The organism is Streptomyces sp. ITFR-16 (assembly GCF_031844705.1).
GTDB lineage: Bacteria > Actinomycetota > Actinomycetes > Streptomycetales > Streptomycetaceae > Streptomyces.
Genome location: NZ_CP134609.1, coordinates 5,610,586 through 5,625,556, shown reverse-complemented (window position 1 = coordinate 5,625,556; position 14,971 = coordinate 5,610,586). Strand labels below are relative to the sequence as shown.

Here is a 14,971-nt window from a genome sequence, read left to right as displayed (position 1 = left end):
TCACGCAGAGGAGATGACCGGTCATGGCCGCAGAAGCATTGGGCACACCGTGCTGGGCCGACGCGACATTCAGTGACATCGAGGCGGCGAAGCGCTTCTACGGCGAGCTGCTGGGCTGGACGTACGGCGAGTCGCTGCCCGAGTTCGGAAACTACACGCAGGCCTATCTGGACGGCAGGGCGGTCGCCGCCCTGATGCCTCCGATGCCGGGCCAGGACGTGCCGGCCGCCTGGTGTCTGTACCTCGCCTCGCCGGACGCGGAGGCCACCACCGCGAAGGTCCGCGAGAACGGCGGCACGGTCCTGGTGGAACCGATGCGGGTCGGCGAGTTCGGCACGATGGTCCTGGCCGCCGACCCGGGCGGTGCCGCCTTCGGCATCTGGCAGGCGGGCACCCACGAGGGCTTCCAGGCCCGCACGGTGCCCGGCGCCTACGCCTGGGCCGAGGTCTTCACCCGTCAGCCCGAGAAGTCGGACGCCTTCTTCCCGGCCGTCTTCGAGTACGGCGTGAAGCGCATGGACGACGACTCGGTCGACTTCGCCCTCTACGACCTGGGCGCCGACCCGGTGCTGGGCCGGATGAAGATGACGGACGACTTCCCGCCCGAGGTGCCGCCGTACCTGAACGTGTACTTCACGGTGGCGGACTGCGACGCGGCGGTCGAGAAGGCCCAGGCGATGGGGGCGGTGCTCCGGTTCGGCCCGATGAGCATGCCGTTCGGCCGCTTCGCGGCCCTGACCGACCCGGAGGGCGCCCCGTTCTCGGTGATCGACGGCACGACGACGGAGGGCGACCCCCCCGCCCTCAAGGACGCCTCCTGACCGGCCGCCAGGCCTCCCCGCCGGGTCGGCCGCCCGGGTCCAGATGCTCCGTGGACGCGATGTCGAGGACCGTCAGGCCCTCGATCGTGGTGACGGCGCAGGAGGGCACGCCCTCGTGCAGCAGCTTCGGCGACAGCGCCTCGTCACCGAGGAGCGTCCGCAGCAGATCGACGGTGGCTCCGCCGTGCGTGGTCACCGCCACCGGCCCCGGCACGGACGCGTAGTCGAGGAGCAGGGCGCGGAACCTGGCGCCGGCCTCACGTGAGGAGACTCCGGTCCGGGGGGTGTGGTCGCGGTCCCGCACGGACGCGGCCCAGTCGGCCATGAACTCCTCCCGGGAACAGCCCTCCTCCCAGTTCGTCCGCTCCAGCAGCCGGGCGTCCACGCGGAGTTCGAGCCCCGTCTCGGCGACGATGGCCTGCGCCGTCTCCCGGGCCCGCCGCAACGGACTGCTCACCAGGGTCCGCAGGCCCCGACGGCTGAGCCATTGCGCTGTCCGCCTGGCCTGTGACCGCCCGAGTTCGGTGAGCCCTTGATCACCGGGCTGCTGCTCCTTCTCGGCATGCTGAACCACGTAGAAGAGCGTCATGAAGTGAAGCCTGGCGTATCAGCCACGCGCTTCACCAGTCCGGACACACGCGGCGTTCCCCCTCGTCACGGACGTTTCGCCGCGTCGCGCGCGTCGTAGCGGGCGAAGCCGGGCCAGCGCAGGGCGAGCAGTGCCACGGCGGTCACGCAGGCGATGCCTCCCCCGGTCACGGCGATTTCCGGGGACGCCAGGTCGGCGACGGAGCCGGCCACGAAGTCGCCGAGCCGGGGGCCGCCGGCCACCACGACGATGAACACGCCCTGCAGCCGCCCGCGCATCTCGTCCGGCACGGCGGCCTGGAGCATGGTGTTGCGGAAGACCATGGACGTGGTGTCGGCGGCCCCGGCCAGCGCCAGGAAGATCAGCCCGAGCCAGAGCTGCCGGGTCAGTCCGAAGACGGCGATGGCCGTGCCCCAGGCGGCGACGGCGAACAGCACGGCGAGCCCGTGGCGCCGGATGCGCCCCAGCCAGCCGGAGAACACCCCGCCGAGCAGCGCCCCGAGCGCCGGGGCGGCGACCAGCAGCCCGGTGGTCCTCGCATCGCCCCCGTACCAGACGACGGCCACGACGGGGAACAGGGCGCGGGGGTGGGCGAGCACCATGGCGCACAGGTCGCTGAGGAAGGTCATCCGCAGCGTGGGCCGGGTTCCGAGGAACCGCAGCCCGTCCAGCACCGACGCCCGCTTCCGGGCCGCGCCCTCCCCCTCGCCCCGCTCGGGCAGCATCGAGGGCAGCCGCCACATCGCGTAGAGCGAGGCGGTGAAGGTGACGGCGTCCACGCCGTACGCGGCCCGGTAGCCCCACCAGCCGACGACGAGCCCGCCGAGCATCGGTCCGACGAGCATGCCGGTGGTGCTGGTGATGGAGTTCAGCGCGTTGGCGGCGGGCAGCTGTCCGGCCGGCAGCAGCCGGGCGATCATCGAGCTGCGGGCGGGCGAGTTGAGCGCGAGGCAGACGGCCTGGAGCGCCACGACCCCGTACAGCAGCCCGACCCGCTCCACCCCCGCGACGGTGACCGCCACCAGCCCGACCGAGAGCACGAACGACCCGAACGCACTGACCAGCCCCAGCTTGCGCCGGTCGACGGTGTCGGCGATCGCCCCGCCGTACAGCCCGAAGACGACGAGCGGAACGAGCGAACAGAATCCGATGAGCCCGACGGAGAAGGCCGATCCGGTGAGGTCGTACACCTGGAGCGAGACGGCGAGCGACGTCATGCCCTGCCCGACCCAGGAAACGGTGTTCCCGAACCAGAGCCGCCGGTAGTCGGGCGAGGTCCGCAGCGGGGTCAGGTCGGCGAATATTCGGGTGCGGGATACATCTGGTTCGGTCGTTTCGGTCACAGCGGATGGTAGCCGGAGGCTGCGGACCCGGCGGGACGGCCTGCGCCGGCGCCCGTGATCAGGACACCAACTCACCCTCCTCCAGGCCCTTTTGGCTTCACCAAGTGAACGCGGCGAGCACCTTGACGGGGTCAGTCGCCGTACCCGACAGTCGTTCGCAGGACGGTTGAGAGCGCTCTCAACCGCCGCTCTCCCCCCACCCCCACGAAAGCAGCCCCCATGAACAGGATCGCTTTCTCCGGCACCTCCGCGCGCACCTCCCCCGGCGCTGGGCGCCGCGCCCGACGGCGTCTGCCGGCCGCACTCACCGCCCTCGCGCTCTGCCTGCCGCTGGCCGGACTGACGGGCCCCGACTGGCTCTCGGGCACGGCCGAGGCAGGCGAGCCCGCCGCCCGGGCGGACACGGCCGCCGACTGGACCACCATGTTCAGGGACGACTTCGACGGCGCGAGCGGAACGGGCCTCAACAGGGCCGACTGGCTCTACGACATCGGCACCAGCTACCCCGGCGGGGCCGCCAACTGGGGCACCGGCGAGATCGAGACGTCCACGGACTCGACGGACAACGTCTACCAGGACGGCTCGGGCCACTTGGTGATCAAGCCCGTCCGGGACGCCTCCGGGCACTGGACGTCCGGCCGGGTGGAGACCCAGCGCACCGACTTCGCCGCACCGGCCGGCGGACAGCTCCAGCTCAGCGCCTCCCTGAAACAGCCCGACCCGGCCTCCGGACTCGGCTACTGGCCGGCCTTCTGGGCGATGGGCGCCGACGCCCGCCCGGTCGGGGCCACCAACTGGCCCAGCATCGGCGAGCTGGACATCATGGAGGACGTCAACGCGCTCAGCCAGCACTCCACCACGTTCCACTGCGGCCAGTGGGCGGGCGAGTGCCACGATCCCGACGGAATCAGCAGCGGACTGCAGCCCTGCGACGGCTGCCAGACCGGCTTCCACACGTACTCGGTGATCGTCGACCGCCGGGACACCTCGGCCGAGCAGCTGCGCTTCTACCTGGACGGCGTCCAGACCTTCGCGGTCGACCAGAACGAGGTGTCCGACGCGACGTGGAAGGCCGCCGTCGACCACGGCTTCTTCGCGATCTTCGACGTGGCGATCGGCGGGTCGTATCCGGACAAGGTCTGCGGCTGCACCTCACCCGGGGCCGACATCAGCTCCGGCGCGGGGATGAGCGTGGACTGGTTCGCGGCCGAGGTGAGCCAGTCCTGAACCTCGCTCCCCCCGGCCGGAACGATGCCTCCGGGGAAATCCGGTGAGGATGAGCGGGTCGGGCCGGACGCCCTCGAACGGTCTCGCGGCCGGCGCGGCGTTTGCCGGAGCGCTGACCGCGTACGGGGCGCGGCGCGCGCGGGGACGGGTCAGCGGGTGCGTTCGTAGTGGCGACGGGCTTTTTCGCGATTGCCGCAGACGGCCATCGAGCACCAGCGAGCACGGTTGGCACGGCTGCGGTCGAGGAGGAACAGCCGGCATCCGTCGTTGGCGCAGGGGCGCAGCCGGCCGGGCATTTCCTTCTCGACGGTGGCCCAGGCGAGAACAATCCCGACGGCCAGCCGGGCGTCCGGAGGTGTCTCGACCGTCCACCGAAGACCGTCCGAAGTGACCTCCGGGACCTGGTGGACTCCATCGAGCAGCGGGGTCAGCGCGGTGGGCGAGCCCTCTCCGCACACCAGGTCCCGCAGGATGTCCCGCGTCTCGCGGAGCAGCGCCAGTTCCGCGAGGCTGCCCTCGCCACCGTGCTCTCGCGCCCAGCGTCTGCCTGCGGCCGGGTTGCCGAGCGCGTCCCGCTCCTCGCCGTTGATCACAGGCCTGCTGTTGAGCAGGTCCAGCAGCGCGTCGTCCACGGGACCACCACTCCCCTTCTAACCGGATTGGATCGTTTGACAGGTTAGCCCCTGCGTGCTTGCCTGGCGAAGAGCTAACCAGATCAAAGCTGCAAAGGGGTTAGATATGAACCCGGTGCGCCACCGGACCGCCACTGTCGACGGCCATGAGATCCTCTTCCGCGAAGCCGGCCCCGCCGACGCCCCCACGATCGTCCTGCTGCACGGCTACCCAACCAGCTCGTTCATGTTCCGCGGCCTCATCCCGCTGCTGGCCGACCGCTATCACGTCATCGCGCCGGACCACCTCGGCTTCGGCCACTCCGACGCCCCTCCGGTGGAGGAGTTCACCTACACCTTCGACGCCCTCGCCGAACTCACCTCCGGACTGCTCGATCAGCTGGGCCTGGACCGCTACGCCCTCTACGTCCAGGACTACGGCGCTCCCATCGCCATGTCGATGGCCTGGTCACCGGTCAGCAACGTCTACGCGGCCACCGCCGACGAACCTTTCGAGCTGCACGAACAGCGCCGCACACTCCTGCGTGAGACCGTCCGACGCGCCGTCGCCGCCGACTGACGGGGCGCACGCCGCGACAGAGCCGCGACGGCACCTGGAACGCCGGGCGGGGACAGTGGAGACATGAGGGCACTTCCGCCCCTGGAGCGGCGCCCTCGCACCACGGTCTCGCAGGCAGAAACGGTTCTCCTGGAGAACTTCGGTGGGGCGGGTGGGACTCGAACCCACGGCCGACGGATTATGAGTCCGCTGCTCTAACCGGCTGAGCTACCGCCCCTTTTCGGCGTGGCGCGTACATGTGTACGCGCCGTCTGCCGCAGCATAGCCGGTCATACGATCTCCCGCTGCGGATGCCCGGCTGCTGATGACCATGAAGACGGCGCTGCTCGCTGCCCGGTTCCGGGCATACGAAAAAGGACCCCCACGGGGCCCTCTTCCGATCGCTCCCCCGACTGGACTCGAACCAGTAACCCTCCGGTTAACAGCCGAATGCTCTGCCAATTGAGCTACAGGGGATCGCGCTCCCCCGACTGGACTCGAACCAGTAACCTGCCGGTTAACAGCCGGCTGCTCTGCCAATTGAGCTACAGGGGATTGCTGCGTTGCCTCGAACGTACCTGCCTGGCTGCTGCCGGGCGGCGCGCGTTCGCTGCGACACATACATTAGCGCAAGCAGGGGGGTGCTTTGCCAATCGGTATCGCCCGGGGTGATCTCGGGTGCCTGCGGGTAGGCGAGCAGCACATGTCGCACGGAGCGAAGGAAGGGTGGCAGCCATGCGGTACCGGCTCACGTTCATCGCCGGAGTGGCCCTCGGTTACGTGCTCGGCACGCGTGCCGGGCGCGAGCGTTACGAGCAGCTGAAGAAGTCCGCACGCCAGTTCGCCCAGAACCCGGCCGTGCGGAACACCGCCGAGACGGCGGCCCAGAGCGGCCGCGAGTTCGCCGGCAAGGCGTACCACGCGGTGGGCGAGAAGGTCGGCGACAAGGTGCCGGCCTCGGTCACGGACCGGGTGCGGTCGCTGCGCGGACGCGGGTCCGGCAGCGTGGAGGACGACTGGGGGACGACCAACACCTGAGCGGCCTCGGATACATCTGCCGCGCCTTCGGTACGGGAAACCGCCGGAGGTGCGGCAGAATCCTTGTATGGGCATAGTCGCCGGCTTGGACAGTTCTTCCGCCTTCACGCACATCGTGGTCTGCGATACGGGCACGGGTGCCGTACTGCGCCAGGGATACGCCGCACATCCCGTCGAGGCGAAGGCCACCGAGGTCGACCCGCAGGCATGGCTGCTCTCACTCGGTGAGGCCGCCACCGGCGGGCTGCTGGAGGGGGTGCAGGCCATCGGCGTGTCCGCGCAGCAGCACGGGCTCGTACCGCTGGACCGCCAGGGCAATCTCGTACGGCCGGCGCTGCTCGGCAACGACAAGCGGGCGCAGGTCGCCGCGGCCGATCTGATCGACACGCTCGGCGGGCGGCAGGCCTGGGCCGAGGCGGTCGGGGCGGTTCCGCAGGCCGCGCAGCCGGTGTCGAAGCTGCGCTGGCTGGCGCGGACCGAGCCGGAGACCGCGCAGCGGGTCGCGGCCGTGCTCCAGCCGCACGACTGGCTGGTGTGGCAGCTGCTGGGCCGGCCGGCCCGGCGGACCACCGACCGGGGTGCCGCGTCCGGGACCGGCTACTGGTCGGCGGGCGACGAGGGCTACCGGCCGGATCTGGTGGAGCTGGCGCTCGGGCACCAGGCCGCGCTGCCGGAGGTGCTCGGCCCGTCCGACGCAGCCGGCACGACCCCGGAGGGGCTGCTGATCTCGGCGGGGACCGGCGAGACGATGGCGGCGGCGTTCGGGCTCGGCGTCGGGACCGGTGACGCGGTGGTGTCGCTGGGGGCCTCGGGTTCCGTGATGGCGGTGCACCACGAGGCGCTGGCCGATCCGACCGGGATGATCACCTCGTTCGCCGATGCCACCGGGATGCATCTGCCGGTGGTGTACACGTCGAACGCGGTCCGCGCGCTGCGCGGCACCGCGGAGATGCTGGACGTGGAGGGGCTCGACGAGCTGTCGGCGCTGGCGCTGAAGTCCACGCCGGGCTCCTCGGGACTCGTACTCCTGCCGTATCTGGAGGGCGAGCGGACCCCCCATCTGCCGCACACGGCAGGGACGCTGAGCGGGCTGCGGCGTGAGTCGATGAAGCCGGAGCACCTGGCGCGGGCCGCGTTCGAGGGGATGCTCTGCTCGCTGGCCGACGCGCTCGACGTGCTGCGCGGGCGGGGCGTCGAGGTGCGGCGGGTCTTCCTGCTGGGGGCGGCGGCCGAGCTGCCCGCGGTGCAGGGGCTGGCCCCCTCACTGCTGGGCACGCAGGTGGTCGTGCCGCAGCCGGCGCAGTACGCCGCGCTGGGTGCGGCCCGGCAGGCGGCCTGGGCGCTGGGTGTGTCGCAGGGTTCGCTGGACGCGCGGACTCCCCCGGCCTGGCAGGGTGCGGCGGCGCAGGTGCTGGAGCCCGGCGAGGAGCTGGCGGTCGGACAGGCGGTGCGTCAGCAGTACCGGGCGACGCGGGACCAGATCCACCCGGGGGCCTTCGACTCCGCGCACTGAGCCGGCCGCCCTCGGTGACACGGGGGGCGCCGGGAGTCAGGGGACCGCCGAAATTATGGACCGGGTCTGTTTTTTGACCTGGACTTGAATAAAAACGTTCGCGGTCACGGTGAGCGGTGCCCGAAAATGGGTCGACTCCCGCCCCATGCCGACTCCGAGAGACACGCGTGCTCATAAAACTCCTGCGGGCCTATCTCGGTCCGTACAAGAAACCGCTCGGGCTGCTGGTCGTCCTCCAGTTGCTGCAGACCTGCGCCACCCTCTATCTGCCCACCCTCAACGCCGACATCATTGACAACGGTGTCGTCAAGGGGGACACGGGTTACATCCTTCAGTACGGCGGCGCGATGATTGTCGTCAGCATCGCCCAGGTGGTCTGCAACATCGGGGCCGTCTACATCGGCGCGCGGACCGCGTCCGCGCTCGGCCGCGACATCCGGGCGTCGGTCTTCGACCGGGTGCAGTCCTTCTCCGCGCGCGAGGTCGGCCGGTTCGGCGCCCCCTCACTGATCACGCGTACGACCAATGACGTCCAGCAGATCCAGATGCTGGTCCTGATGACGTTCACGCTGATGGTGTCGGCGCCGATCATGTGCGTCGGCGGCATCGTCATGGCGCTCGGCCAGGACGTCCCGCTGTCCGCGGTGCTGCTCGCGGTGGTGCCGGTCCTCGGCATCGCGGTGAGCCTCATCGTGCGGAAGATGCGCCCGCTGTTCCGGACGATGCAGGAGCGGCTGGACACGGTCAACCGGGTGCTGCGCGAGCAGATCACCGGCAACCGGGTCATCCGTGCCTTCGTCCGCGACCGCTACGAGGAGGAGCGCTTCCGGGGCGCCAACACCGAGCTGACGGACGTGGCGCTGTCCACGGGCCGGCTGATGGCACTGATGTTCCCGACCGTGATGACGGTCGTGAACGTGTCGTCGATCGCCGTCGTCTGGTTCGGGGCGCACCGCATCGACAGCGGCGGCATGGAGATCGGCGCGCTGACCGCGTTCCTCTCCTATCTGATGCAGATCGTCATGTCGGTGATGATGGCGACCTTCATGTTCATGATGGTGCCGCGCGCCGAGGTCTGTGCCGAGCGCGTCCAGGAGGTCCTGGAGACCGACTCCAGCGTGGTCCCGCCCCTGGAGCCGGTGCGCGAGCTGCGCGCCCACGGCCATCTGGAGGTGCGCGGCGCGGAGTTCCGCTACCCGGGCGCCGAGGAGCCGGTGCTGCGGGCGGTGGATCTGGTGGCCCGGCCCGGCGAGACGACCGCGATCATCGGGTCGACGGGCAGCGGGAAGTCGACGCTGCTCGGTCTCGTACCCCGGCTGTTCGATGTGACGGACGGCCAGGTGCTGGTCGACGGGACGGACGTGCGGACGCTGGATCCGGTGCTGCTGGCCAAGACCGTGAGCCTGGTCCCGCAGAAGCCGTATCTCTTCTCCGGGACGGTCGCGACCAATCTGCGGTACGGGAATCCGGACGCGACCGACGAGGAGCTGTGGCACGCGCTGGAGGTCGCCCAGGCCAAGGAGTTCGTCGAGGCCCTGGAGCACGGGCTCGACGCGCCGATCGCGCAGGGCGGCACCAATGTCTCCGGCGGGCAGCGTCAGCGGCTGTCGATCGCGCGGACGCTGGTGCAGCGGCCGGAGATCTACCTCTTCGACGACTCCTTCTCCGCGCTGGACTACGCCACGGACGCCGCGCTGCGCGCGGCACTGCTGCGGGAGACCGCGAGCGCGACCGTGGTGATCGTGGCCCAGCGGGTGTCCACGATCCGTGAGGCGGACCGGATCCTGGTGCTGGACGAGGGCCGGGTCGTCGGCTCGGGCACCCATCACGAGCTGATGGACGGCAATGACACCTACCGGGAGATCGTGCTCTCCCAGCTGACGGAAGCGGAGGCCGCGTAATGGCCGGGCCTGGCGGACGCATGATGGCGGGCGGGGCGCCGACCGAGCGGTCCATGGACTTCAAGGGGTCCTCGAAGCGGCTGCTGAAGCGCTTCGCCGCGGAGAAGTCCACGCTGTACGTGATGCTGGTGGCCGTAGCGCTGAGCGTGGGGCTCTCGGTGGTCGGCCCGAAGATCCTCGGCAAGGCGACCGACCTGGTGTTCGCCGGGGTAGTCGGCCGGGGCATGGACGCGGGGACCACGAAGGAGCAGGCCGTCGAGGGGCTGCGCCGGAGCAACAGCGGCCTGGCCGACCTGCTGTCCAAGGTGGACTTCACCCCGGGGCAGGGCATCGACTTCGACGCGGTCGGCCATGTGCTGCTCGCGGCGCTGACGGTGTACGTCGGCGCCGGGCTGCTGATGCTGGTGTCGACGCGGCTGTCGATCCGGGTGATCAACCGGGTCGTGTTCCAGATGCGCGAGGACATCCAGACGAAGCTGTCGCGGCTGCCGCTGTCGTACTTCGACCGCGCCAAGCGCGGCGAGGTGCTGAGCCGGGCGACGAACGACATCGACAACATCTCGCAGACGATGCAGCAGACGATGGGCCAGCTGATCAACTCGCTGCTGACCATCGTCGGCGTGCTGGTGATGATGTTCTGGATCTCGCCGCTGCTGGCCCTGGTCGCGCTGGTGACCGTGCCGCTGTCGGTGGTCGTGGCGACGAAGGTCGGCAAGCGCTCGCAGCCGCAGTTCGTCCAGCAGTGGAAGGTGACGGGCAAGCTCAACGCCCACATCGAGGAGATGTACACCGGGCACACCCTGGTGAAGGCCTTCGGCCGCCAGGAGGAGTCCGCGCGGGACTTCGCCGAGCAGAACGAGGCTCTGTACGAGGCCGGGTTCAGGGCGCAGTTCAACAGCGGGATCATGCAGCCGCTGATGATGTTCGTGTCGAACCTGAACTATGTGCTGATCGCGGTCGTCGGCGGGCTGCGGGTCGCCTCCGGCGCGCTGTCGATCGGTGATGTGCAGGCCTTCATCCAGTACTCCCGGCAGTTCTCCATGCCGCTGACCCAGGTTGCCTCGATGGCGAACCTGGTGCAGTCCGGGGTGGCGTCGGCGGAGCGGATCTTCGAGCTGCTCGACGCCGAGGAGCAGGACGCCGACCCGGCGAAGGGCGAGGGCGAGCACCCCGGGATCCTGCGCGGCAGCGTCGCGCTGGAGAACGTCTCGTTCCGCTACGACCCGGAGAAGCCGCTGATCGAGGACCTGTCGCTGAGCGTCGAGCCCGGCCACACGGTCGCGATCGTCGGTCCGACGGGGGCCGGCAAGACGACGCTGGTCAACCTGCTGATGCGGTTCTACGAGGTGACGGGCGGCCGGATCGCCCTCGACAGGGTCGACATCGCGAAGATGTCGCGCGACGACCTGCGGTCGGGGATCGGCATGGTCCTCCAGGACACCTGGCTGTTCGGCGGGACCATCGCGGAGAACATCGCCTACGGCGCCTCCGGCGACGTCGGTCGCGAGCAGATCGAGGAGGCGGCGCGGGCGGCCCACGCCGACCGCTTCATCCGCACCCTGCCCGACGGGTACGACACGGTGATCGACGACGAGGGCTCCGGGGTCAGCGCGGGCGAGAAGCAGCTGATCACCATCGCGCGGGCGTTCCTGTCCGACCCGGTGATACTGGTGCTCGACGAGGCGACCAGCTCCGTCGACACCCGGACCGAGGTGCTGATCCAGAAGGCGATGGCGGGCCTCGCGCACGGCCGTACGAGCTTCGTGATCGCGCACCGGCTCTCCACCATCCGGGACGCCGACGTCATCCTGGTGATGGAGAACGGGTCGATCGTCGAACAGGGCACGCACGACGAGCTGCTGGAGGCCGGGGGCGCGTACGCCCGGCTGTACGCCGCCCAGTTCGCCCAGGCGGTCGCCGAGGTCGACTAGGGCCTGTCTTCGAACTCCCGCGCGGCAGAGGGGAGTTTGAAGACAGGCCCTAGCCCGCAGCGCGCCGCTCTGCGGCTGCCCCGGCCCGTACGCGCGTGTGCGCGTCAGTCGAGGTAGCCGCGGAGCTGGTCCGCGAAGGCGTGGTCGCGCAGTTTGTTGAGGGTCTTGGACTCGATCTGGCGGATGCGTTCGCGGGTCACGCCGAAGATCCGGCCTATCTCCTCCAGCGTGCGCGGGCGCCCGTCGGCCAGTCCGTACCGCAGCTGGACCACCTTGCGCTCGCGCTCGTTGAGGGTGGAGAGCACCACCTCCAGGTGTTCGCGCAGCAGCAGGAAGGCCGCGGACTCCACGGGGGACGCGGCGTCCCCGTCCTCGATCAGGTCGCCGAGCGAGACATCGTCCTCCTCGCCCACCGGGGCGTGCAGCGAGACGGGTTCCTGGGCCAGGCGCAGGACCTCGCCGACCCGCTCCGGGGTCAGGTCGAGCTGGGCGGCGACCTCCTCGGGCGTCGGCTCGTAGCCGCGCTCCTGGAGCATGCGGCGCTGGACCCGGACGACGCGGTTGATGAGTTCGACGACATGGACCGGGACCCGGATGGTCCGCGCCTGGTCGGCCAGCGCGCGGGACATGGCCTGCCGGATCCACCAGGTCGCGTACGTCGAGAACTTGTAGCCGCGGGCGTAGTCGAACTTCTCCACCGCCCGGATCAGTCCGAGGTTTCCCTCCTGGACCAGGTCGAGCATGGTCAGCCCGCGCCCGACGTAGCGTTTGGCCACCGAGACGACCAGGCGCAGATTGGCCTCGATGAGGCGGCGCTTGGCCATCCGGCCCATGACCACCAGCCGGTCCAGATCGACGGCGAGGCGGGTGTCGGGGTCCGGGGTACGGGCCAGGCGTTCCTCGGCGAAGAGACCGGCCTCGACGCGGCGGGCGAGCTCCACCTCGTCGGCGGCGGTGAGCAGCGGGATGCGGCCGATCTCGCGCAGGTACTGGCGGAACAGGTCGGACGACGGGCCGCCGGTCTCCGGCCGGCCGCGCTGCGCCGGGATCTCCGGCGGGTCGGCGGACTCCTCCATGACGGCCTCGGGAGGGTCGGGGGTGTCGTCGGGCGGGTCCACGGCGGCCTCCGGATGGCGCACGGCCCGGGCTTGCACGGGGATTGCCGAGACACGCTCGGTTTCGGTCACGGTCCGGGTCTGCACGGGGGCGACCTCCAGGTGATCGCTGCCGGGGCGCGGGGATGGAGGACCACCGTCCGGTGGGCCGGCCGCGCTCCGATGACTCAGGCACCGCCACCCAGTGTGGGGTACGACACACAGCTGCCACGAGGGGCGTGCGGGGACTTTCTGAGGGGGTCCGCCGCCCCTCGGTCCCCGGACCCCCTGAGTCCGGTCCGTGACCGGGCGGTTACCGCGGGGCGTGGGCGGCGGGGCCCGGCTCCGGCGTCAGAGCGCGTCGGCGCCGTTGTTGCGGAGGGACTGGGCGTACTGCTGGAGGACCCAGACCTCGTTCTGCGCGGCGGCCAGATGGTCGGGCGCGACATTGCTGCCGAGCCGGGCCAGGCTGCCCTGGACATCGTTGATCCGGCGGTCGACGGCGCGCAGGCGGACCTGGACGAGGTGCATGCCGGCGTAGGTCTCGTCGATGTTCTTGCCGTTGAAGACCTCGACGGCCAGCTCGGTGACCAGCTTGCGGACGGTCTCGTTGGGGGTGGCGTCGAGCACCCGGACCAGGTACTCGCGGCTGTCGGCGGCGCCCTGTTCAGCGCCGCCGGCCTCCGCGATGCACTGGCGGACGGCCGTGTAGGGCGGGGCGGTGAACTCGTCGGCCCCGTAGGCGTCGAAGGCGGGCGAGACCAGCTCGGGCTTCTGGAGGGCGAGCTTGAGCAGCTCGCGCTCGGTGCGGTGGGCCGGGCTGCGGAGGTTGAGCGCGGGGCCGGACGGGACCGGCGGGGCCGGGACCTGCGGGCGCTGCGCCCCGCCTCGCCGCTCGCCGGGCGCGGGGCCGCGCCGGTCGCCGCCCCGGCCCCTGGCCCACTGGGCGAGCTGGTTGACCCGGTGCACGACGTACTCCTGGTCCAGGATGCCGACGAAGCCGGCGAGCTGGACGGCGACCTCCCGCTGGACGCTGCCCGTCTTGATCTTGGCGACGACGGAGGCGCCCTCGTCGAGCGCGGCCGCCCGGCCCGCCGGGGTCTCCAGGTCGTAGCGGGCGACGATCTGGCGGAGCGCGAACTCGAAGAGCGGGGTGCGGGGTTCGACCAGGTCGCGGACGGCCTCGTCGCCCTTGGCCAGGCGCAGGTCGCACGGGTCCATGTTGTCCGGGGCGATGGCGATGTAGGTCTCGGCGGCGAACTTCTGGTCGTCCTCGAAGGCGCGCAGCGCGGCCTTCTGGCCGGCCGCGTCACCGTCGAAGGTGAAGATCACCCGGGCGCTGCCGTTGTCCATCAGGAGGCGGCGCAGGATCTTGATGTGGTCGCCGCCGAAGGCGGTGCCGCAGGTGGCGATGGCGGTGGTGACCCCGGCGAGATGGCAGGCCATCACGTCGGTGTAGCCCTCGACGACGACGGCCCGGCTGGACTTGGCGATGTCCTTCTTGGCCAGGTCGATGCCGTAGAGGACCTGGGACTTCTTGTAGATCGGGGTCTCGGGGGTGTTCAGGTACTTCGGGCCGTTGTCGTCGTCGCGGAGCTTGCGGGCGCCGAAGCCGACGACGTCACCGGCGGTGTCGCGGATGGGCCACATCAGCCGGCCGCGGAAGCGGTCGATGGGGCCGCGCCTGCCGTCCTGGGAGAGGCCGGAGGTGATCAGTTCCTTGTCGCTGAAGCCCTTGCCGCGCAGGAAGCGGGTGAGGTGGTCCCAGCCGGCCGGGCTGTAGCCGACGCCGAAGTGGGCGGCCGCCGCCTGGTCGAAGCCTCGCTCGGCGAGGAACTTGCGGCCGATCTCCGCCTCGGGCCCGTCGAGCTGCTCCACATAGAACTGGGCGGCCACCTTGTGCGCCTCGACCAGCCTGATCCGCTCGCCGCGCTGGTGGGAGGGGTTGAACCCGCCCTCCTCGTACCGCAGAGTGATGCCGGCCTTGGCGGCGAGCCGCTCGACGACCTCCGCGAACGTCAGATGGTCGATCTTCTGCACGAAGGCGATCGTGTCGCCGCCCTCCTGGCAGCCGAAGCAGTGGAAGAGGCCCTTGCTCGGACTGACCTGGAAGGAGGGGGACTTCTCGTCGTGGAAGGGGCACAGACCCTTGAGGTTGCCACCGCCCGCGTTGCGCAGCTGGAGGTACTCGGAAACGACGGCGTCGATCGGGACCGCGTCCCGTACCGCCTTCACGTCGTCGTCATTGATCCTGCCTGCCACGAGTGAAGTCTACGGGTGGGGTGGGACAGTCCCGGCGCGGGCGGGTGTGATCCGGGCCCGTCGGCCCCGGCACGGGGCGGAC

12 protein-coding genes and 3 tRNA genes are annotated in these 14,971 nt (G+C 70.6%); 7 read left to right on the top strand and 8 right to left on the bottom strand.

Annotated features, from left to right (window positions below; translation table 11 throughout):
* Nucleotides 1-23 precede the first annotated feature (23 nt).
* A complete protein-coding gene (locus tag RLT58_RS24870) occupies nucleotides 24-821 on the top strand; it encodes a VOC family protein (RefSeq protein WP_311312574.1) in 798 nt (265 codons plus the stop codon).
* On the opposite strand, the gene RLT58_RS24865 is transcribed toward RLT58_RS24870, so the two are convergent.
* Complete coding sequence (locus RLT58_RS24865; RefSeq protein ID WP_311312573.1) at nucleotides 805-1,410, bottom strand: histidine phosphatase family protein; 606 nt, start codon at nucleotides 1,408-1,410, stop codon at nucleotides 805-807. The genes RLT58_RS24870 and RLT58_RS24865 overlap by 17 nt on opposite strands.
* 65 nt (nucleotides 1,411-1,475) lie before the next feature.
* On the bottom strand, nucleotides 1,476-2,753 hold the full coding sequence (locus RLT58_RS24860) for an MFS transporter (protein ID WP_311312572.1): 1,278 nt from the start codon (nucleotides 2,751-2,753) through the stop codon (nucleotides 1,476-1,478).
* Between the two features lie 219 nt (nucleotides 2,754-2,972).
* On the opposite strand from RLT58_RS24860, the gene RLT58_RS24855 reads away from it, so the two are divergent.
* Entirely contained in the window at nucleotides 2,973-3,980 is a 1,008-nt protein-coding gene (locus tag RLT58_RS24855; protein ID WP_311312571.1) for a glycoside hydrolase family 16 protein, read from the top strand.
* A gap of 149 nt (nucleotides 3,981-4,129) precedes the next feature.
* Here the strand turns inward: RLT58_RS24855 and RLT58_RS24850 are convergent, their stop codons facing one another.
* On the bottom strand, nucleotides 4,130-4,612 hold the full coding sequence (locus tag RLT58_RS24850) for a CGNR zinc finger domain-containing protein (protein WP_311312570.1): 483 nt from the start codon (nucleotides 4,610-4,612) through the stop codon (nucleotides 4,130-4,132).
* A 106-nt stretch (nucleotides 4,613-4,718) separates the two neighbouring features.
* On the opposite strand from RLT58_RS24850, the gene RLT58_RS24845 reads away from it, so the two are divergent.
* The gene (locus RLT58_RS24845; RefSeq protein ID WP_311312569.1) at nucleotides 4,719-5,171 is read left to right on the top strand and encodes an alpha/beta fold hydrolase; all 453 of its coding nucleotides are present in this window, start codon (nucleotides 4,719-4,721) and stop codon (nucleotides 5,169-5,171) included.
* A 143-nt stretch (nucleotides 5,172-5,314) separates the two neighbouring features.
* Here the strand turns inward: RLT58_RS24845 and RLT58_RS24840 are convergent.
* The 3 genes from RLT58_RS24840 to RLT58_RS24830 all read right to left on the bottom strand — a co-directional run bounded on the left by RLT58_RS24840 (nucleotide 5,315) and on the right by RLT58_RS24830 (nucleotide 5,705).
* Nucleotides 5,315-5,388: transfer RNA gene (locus RLT58_RS24840), tRNA-Ile, on the bottom strand.
* Nucleotides 5,389-5,554: 166 nt separating this feature from the next.
* Nucleotides 5,555-5,627 (bottom strand) — tRNA-Asn (locus tag RLT58_RS24835).
* Nucleotides 5,628-5,632: 5 nt separating this feature from the next.
* Nucleotides 5,633-5,705: transfer RNA gene (locus RLT58_RS24830), tRNA-Asn, on the bottom strand.
* Nucleotides 5,706-5,885: 180 nt separating this feature from the next.
* On the opposite strand from RLT58_RS24830, the gene RLT58_RS24825 reads away from it, so the two are divergent.
* The 4 genes from RLT58_RS24825 to RLT58_RS24810 all read left to right on the top strand — a co-directional run bounded on the left by RLT58_RS24825 (nucleotide 5,886) and on the right by RLT58_RS24810 (nucleotide 11,533).
* On the top strand, nucleotides 5,886-6,188 hold the full coding sequence (locus RLT58_RS24825) for a YtxH domain-containing protein (RefSeq protein ID WP_311314638.1): 303 nt from the start codon (nucleotides 5,886-5,888) through the stop codon (nucleotides 6,186-6,188).
* Nucleotides 6,189-6,255: 67 nt separating this feature from the next.
* Nucleotides 6,256-7,701, top strand: a complete 1,446-nt coding sequence (locus RLT58_RS24820; protein ID WP_311312568.1) for an FGGY family carbohydrate kinase — start codon at nucleotides 6,256-6,258, stop codon at nucleotides 7,699-7,701.
* A gap of 167 nt (nucleotides 7,702-7,868) precedes the next feature.
* Nucleotides 7,869-9,602: an ABC transporter ATP-binding protein gene (locus RLT58_RS24815; protein ID WP_311312567.1), complete on the top strand. Its 1,734-nt coding sequence runs from the start codon at nucleotides 7,869-7,871 to the stop codon at nucleotides 9,600-9,602.
* Nucleotides 9,602-11,533 (top strand): ABC transporter ATP-binding protein, encoded by a 1,932-nt coding sequence (locus RLT58_RS24810; RefSeq protein WP_311312566.1) that lies wholly within the window; start codon nucleotides 9,602-9,604, stop codon nucleotides 11,531-11,533. The genes RLT58_RS24815 and RLT58_RS24810 overlap by 1 nt, the downstream gene beginning before the upstream one ends.
* Before the next feature lie 104 nt (nucleotides 11,534-11,637).
* Here RLT58_RS24810 and RLT58_RS24805 read toward each other — a convergent pair whose 3' ends face one another.
* Both RLT58_RS24805 and dnaG read right to left on the bottom strand, forming a co-directional pair.
* A complete protein-coding gene (locus RLT58_RS24805) occupies nucleotides 11,638-12,735 on the bottom strand; it encodes an RNA polymerase sigma factor (RefSeq protein ID WP_311312565.1) in 1,098 nt (365 codons plus the stop codon).
* A 243-nt stretch (nucleotides 12,736-12,978) separates the two neighbouring features.
* A complete protein-coding gene (gene dnaG, locus RLT58_RS24800) occupies nucleotides 12,979-14,889 on the bottom strand; it encodes a DNA primase (RefSeq protein WP_311312564.1) in 1,911 nt (636 codons plus the stop codon).
* Between the last annotated feature and the right edge of the window lie 82 nt (nucleotides 14,890-14,971).

What these genes read in the sequence shown, in the direction of transcription:
- RLT58_RS24810 (WP_311312566.1), top strand. Translation starts at nt 9,602, where the DNA reads ATGGCCGGGCCTGGCGGACGCATGATGGCGGGCGGGGCGCCGACCGAG.
- RLT58_RS24870 (WP_311312574.1), top strand. Translation starts at nt 24, where the DNA reads ATGGCCGCAGAAGCATTGGGCACACCGTGCTGGGCCGACGCGACATTC.
- RLT58_RS24825 (WP_311314638.1), top strand. Translation starts at nt 5,886, where the DNA reads ATGCGGTACCGGCTCACGTTCATCGCCGGAGTGGCCCTCGGTTACGTG.
- RLT58_RS24865 (WP_311312573.1), bottom strand. Translation starts at nt 1,410, where the DNA reads ATGACGCTCTTCTACGTGGTTCAGCATGCCGAGAAGGAGCAGCAGCCC.
- RLT58_RS24855 (WP_311312571.1), top strand. Translation starts at nt 2,973, where the DNA reads ATGAACAGGATCGCTTTCTCCGGCACCTCCGCGCGCACCTCCCCCGGC.
- RLT58_RS24845 (WP_311312569.1), top strand. Translation starts at nt 4,719, where the DNA reads ATGAACCCGGTGCGCCACCGGACCGCCACTGTCGACGGCCATGAGATC.
- RLT58_RS24820 (WP_311312568.1), top strand. Translation starts at nt 6,256, where the DNA reads ATGGGCATAGTCGCCGGCTTGGACAGTTCTTCCGCCTTCACGCACATC.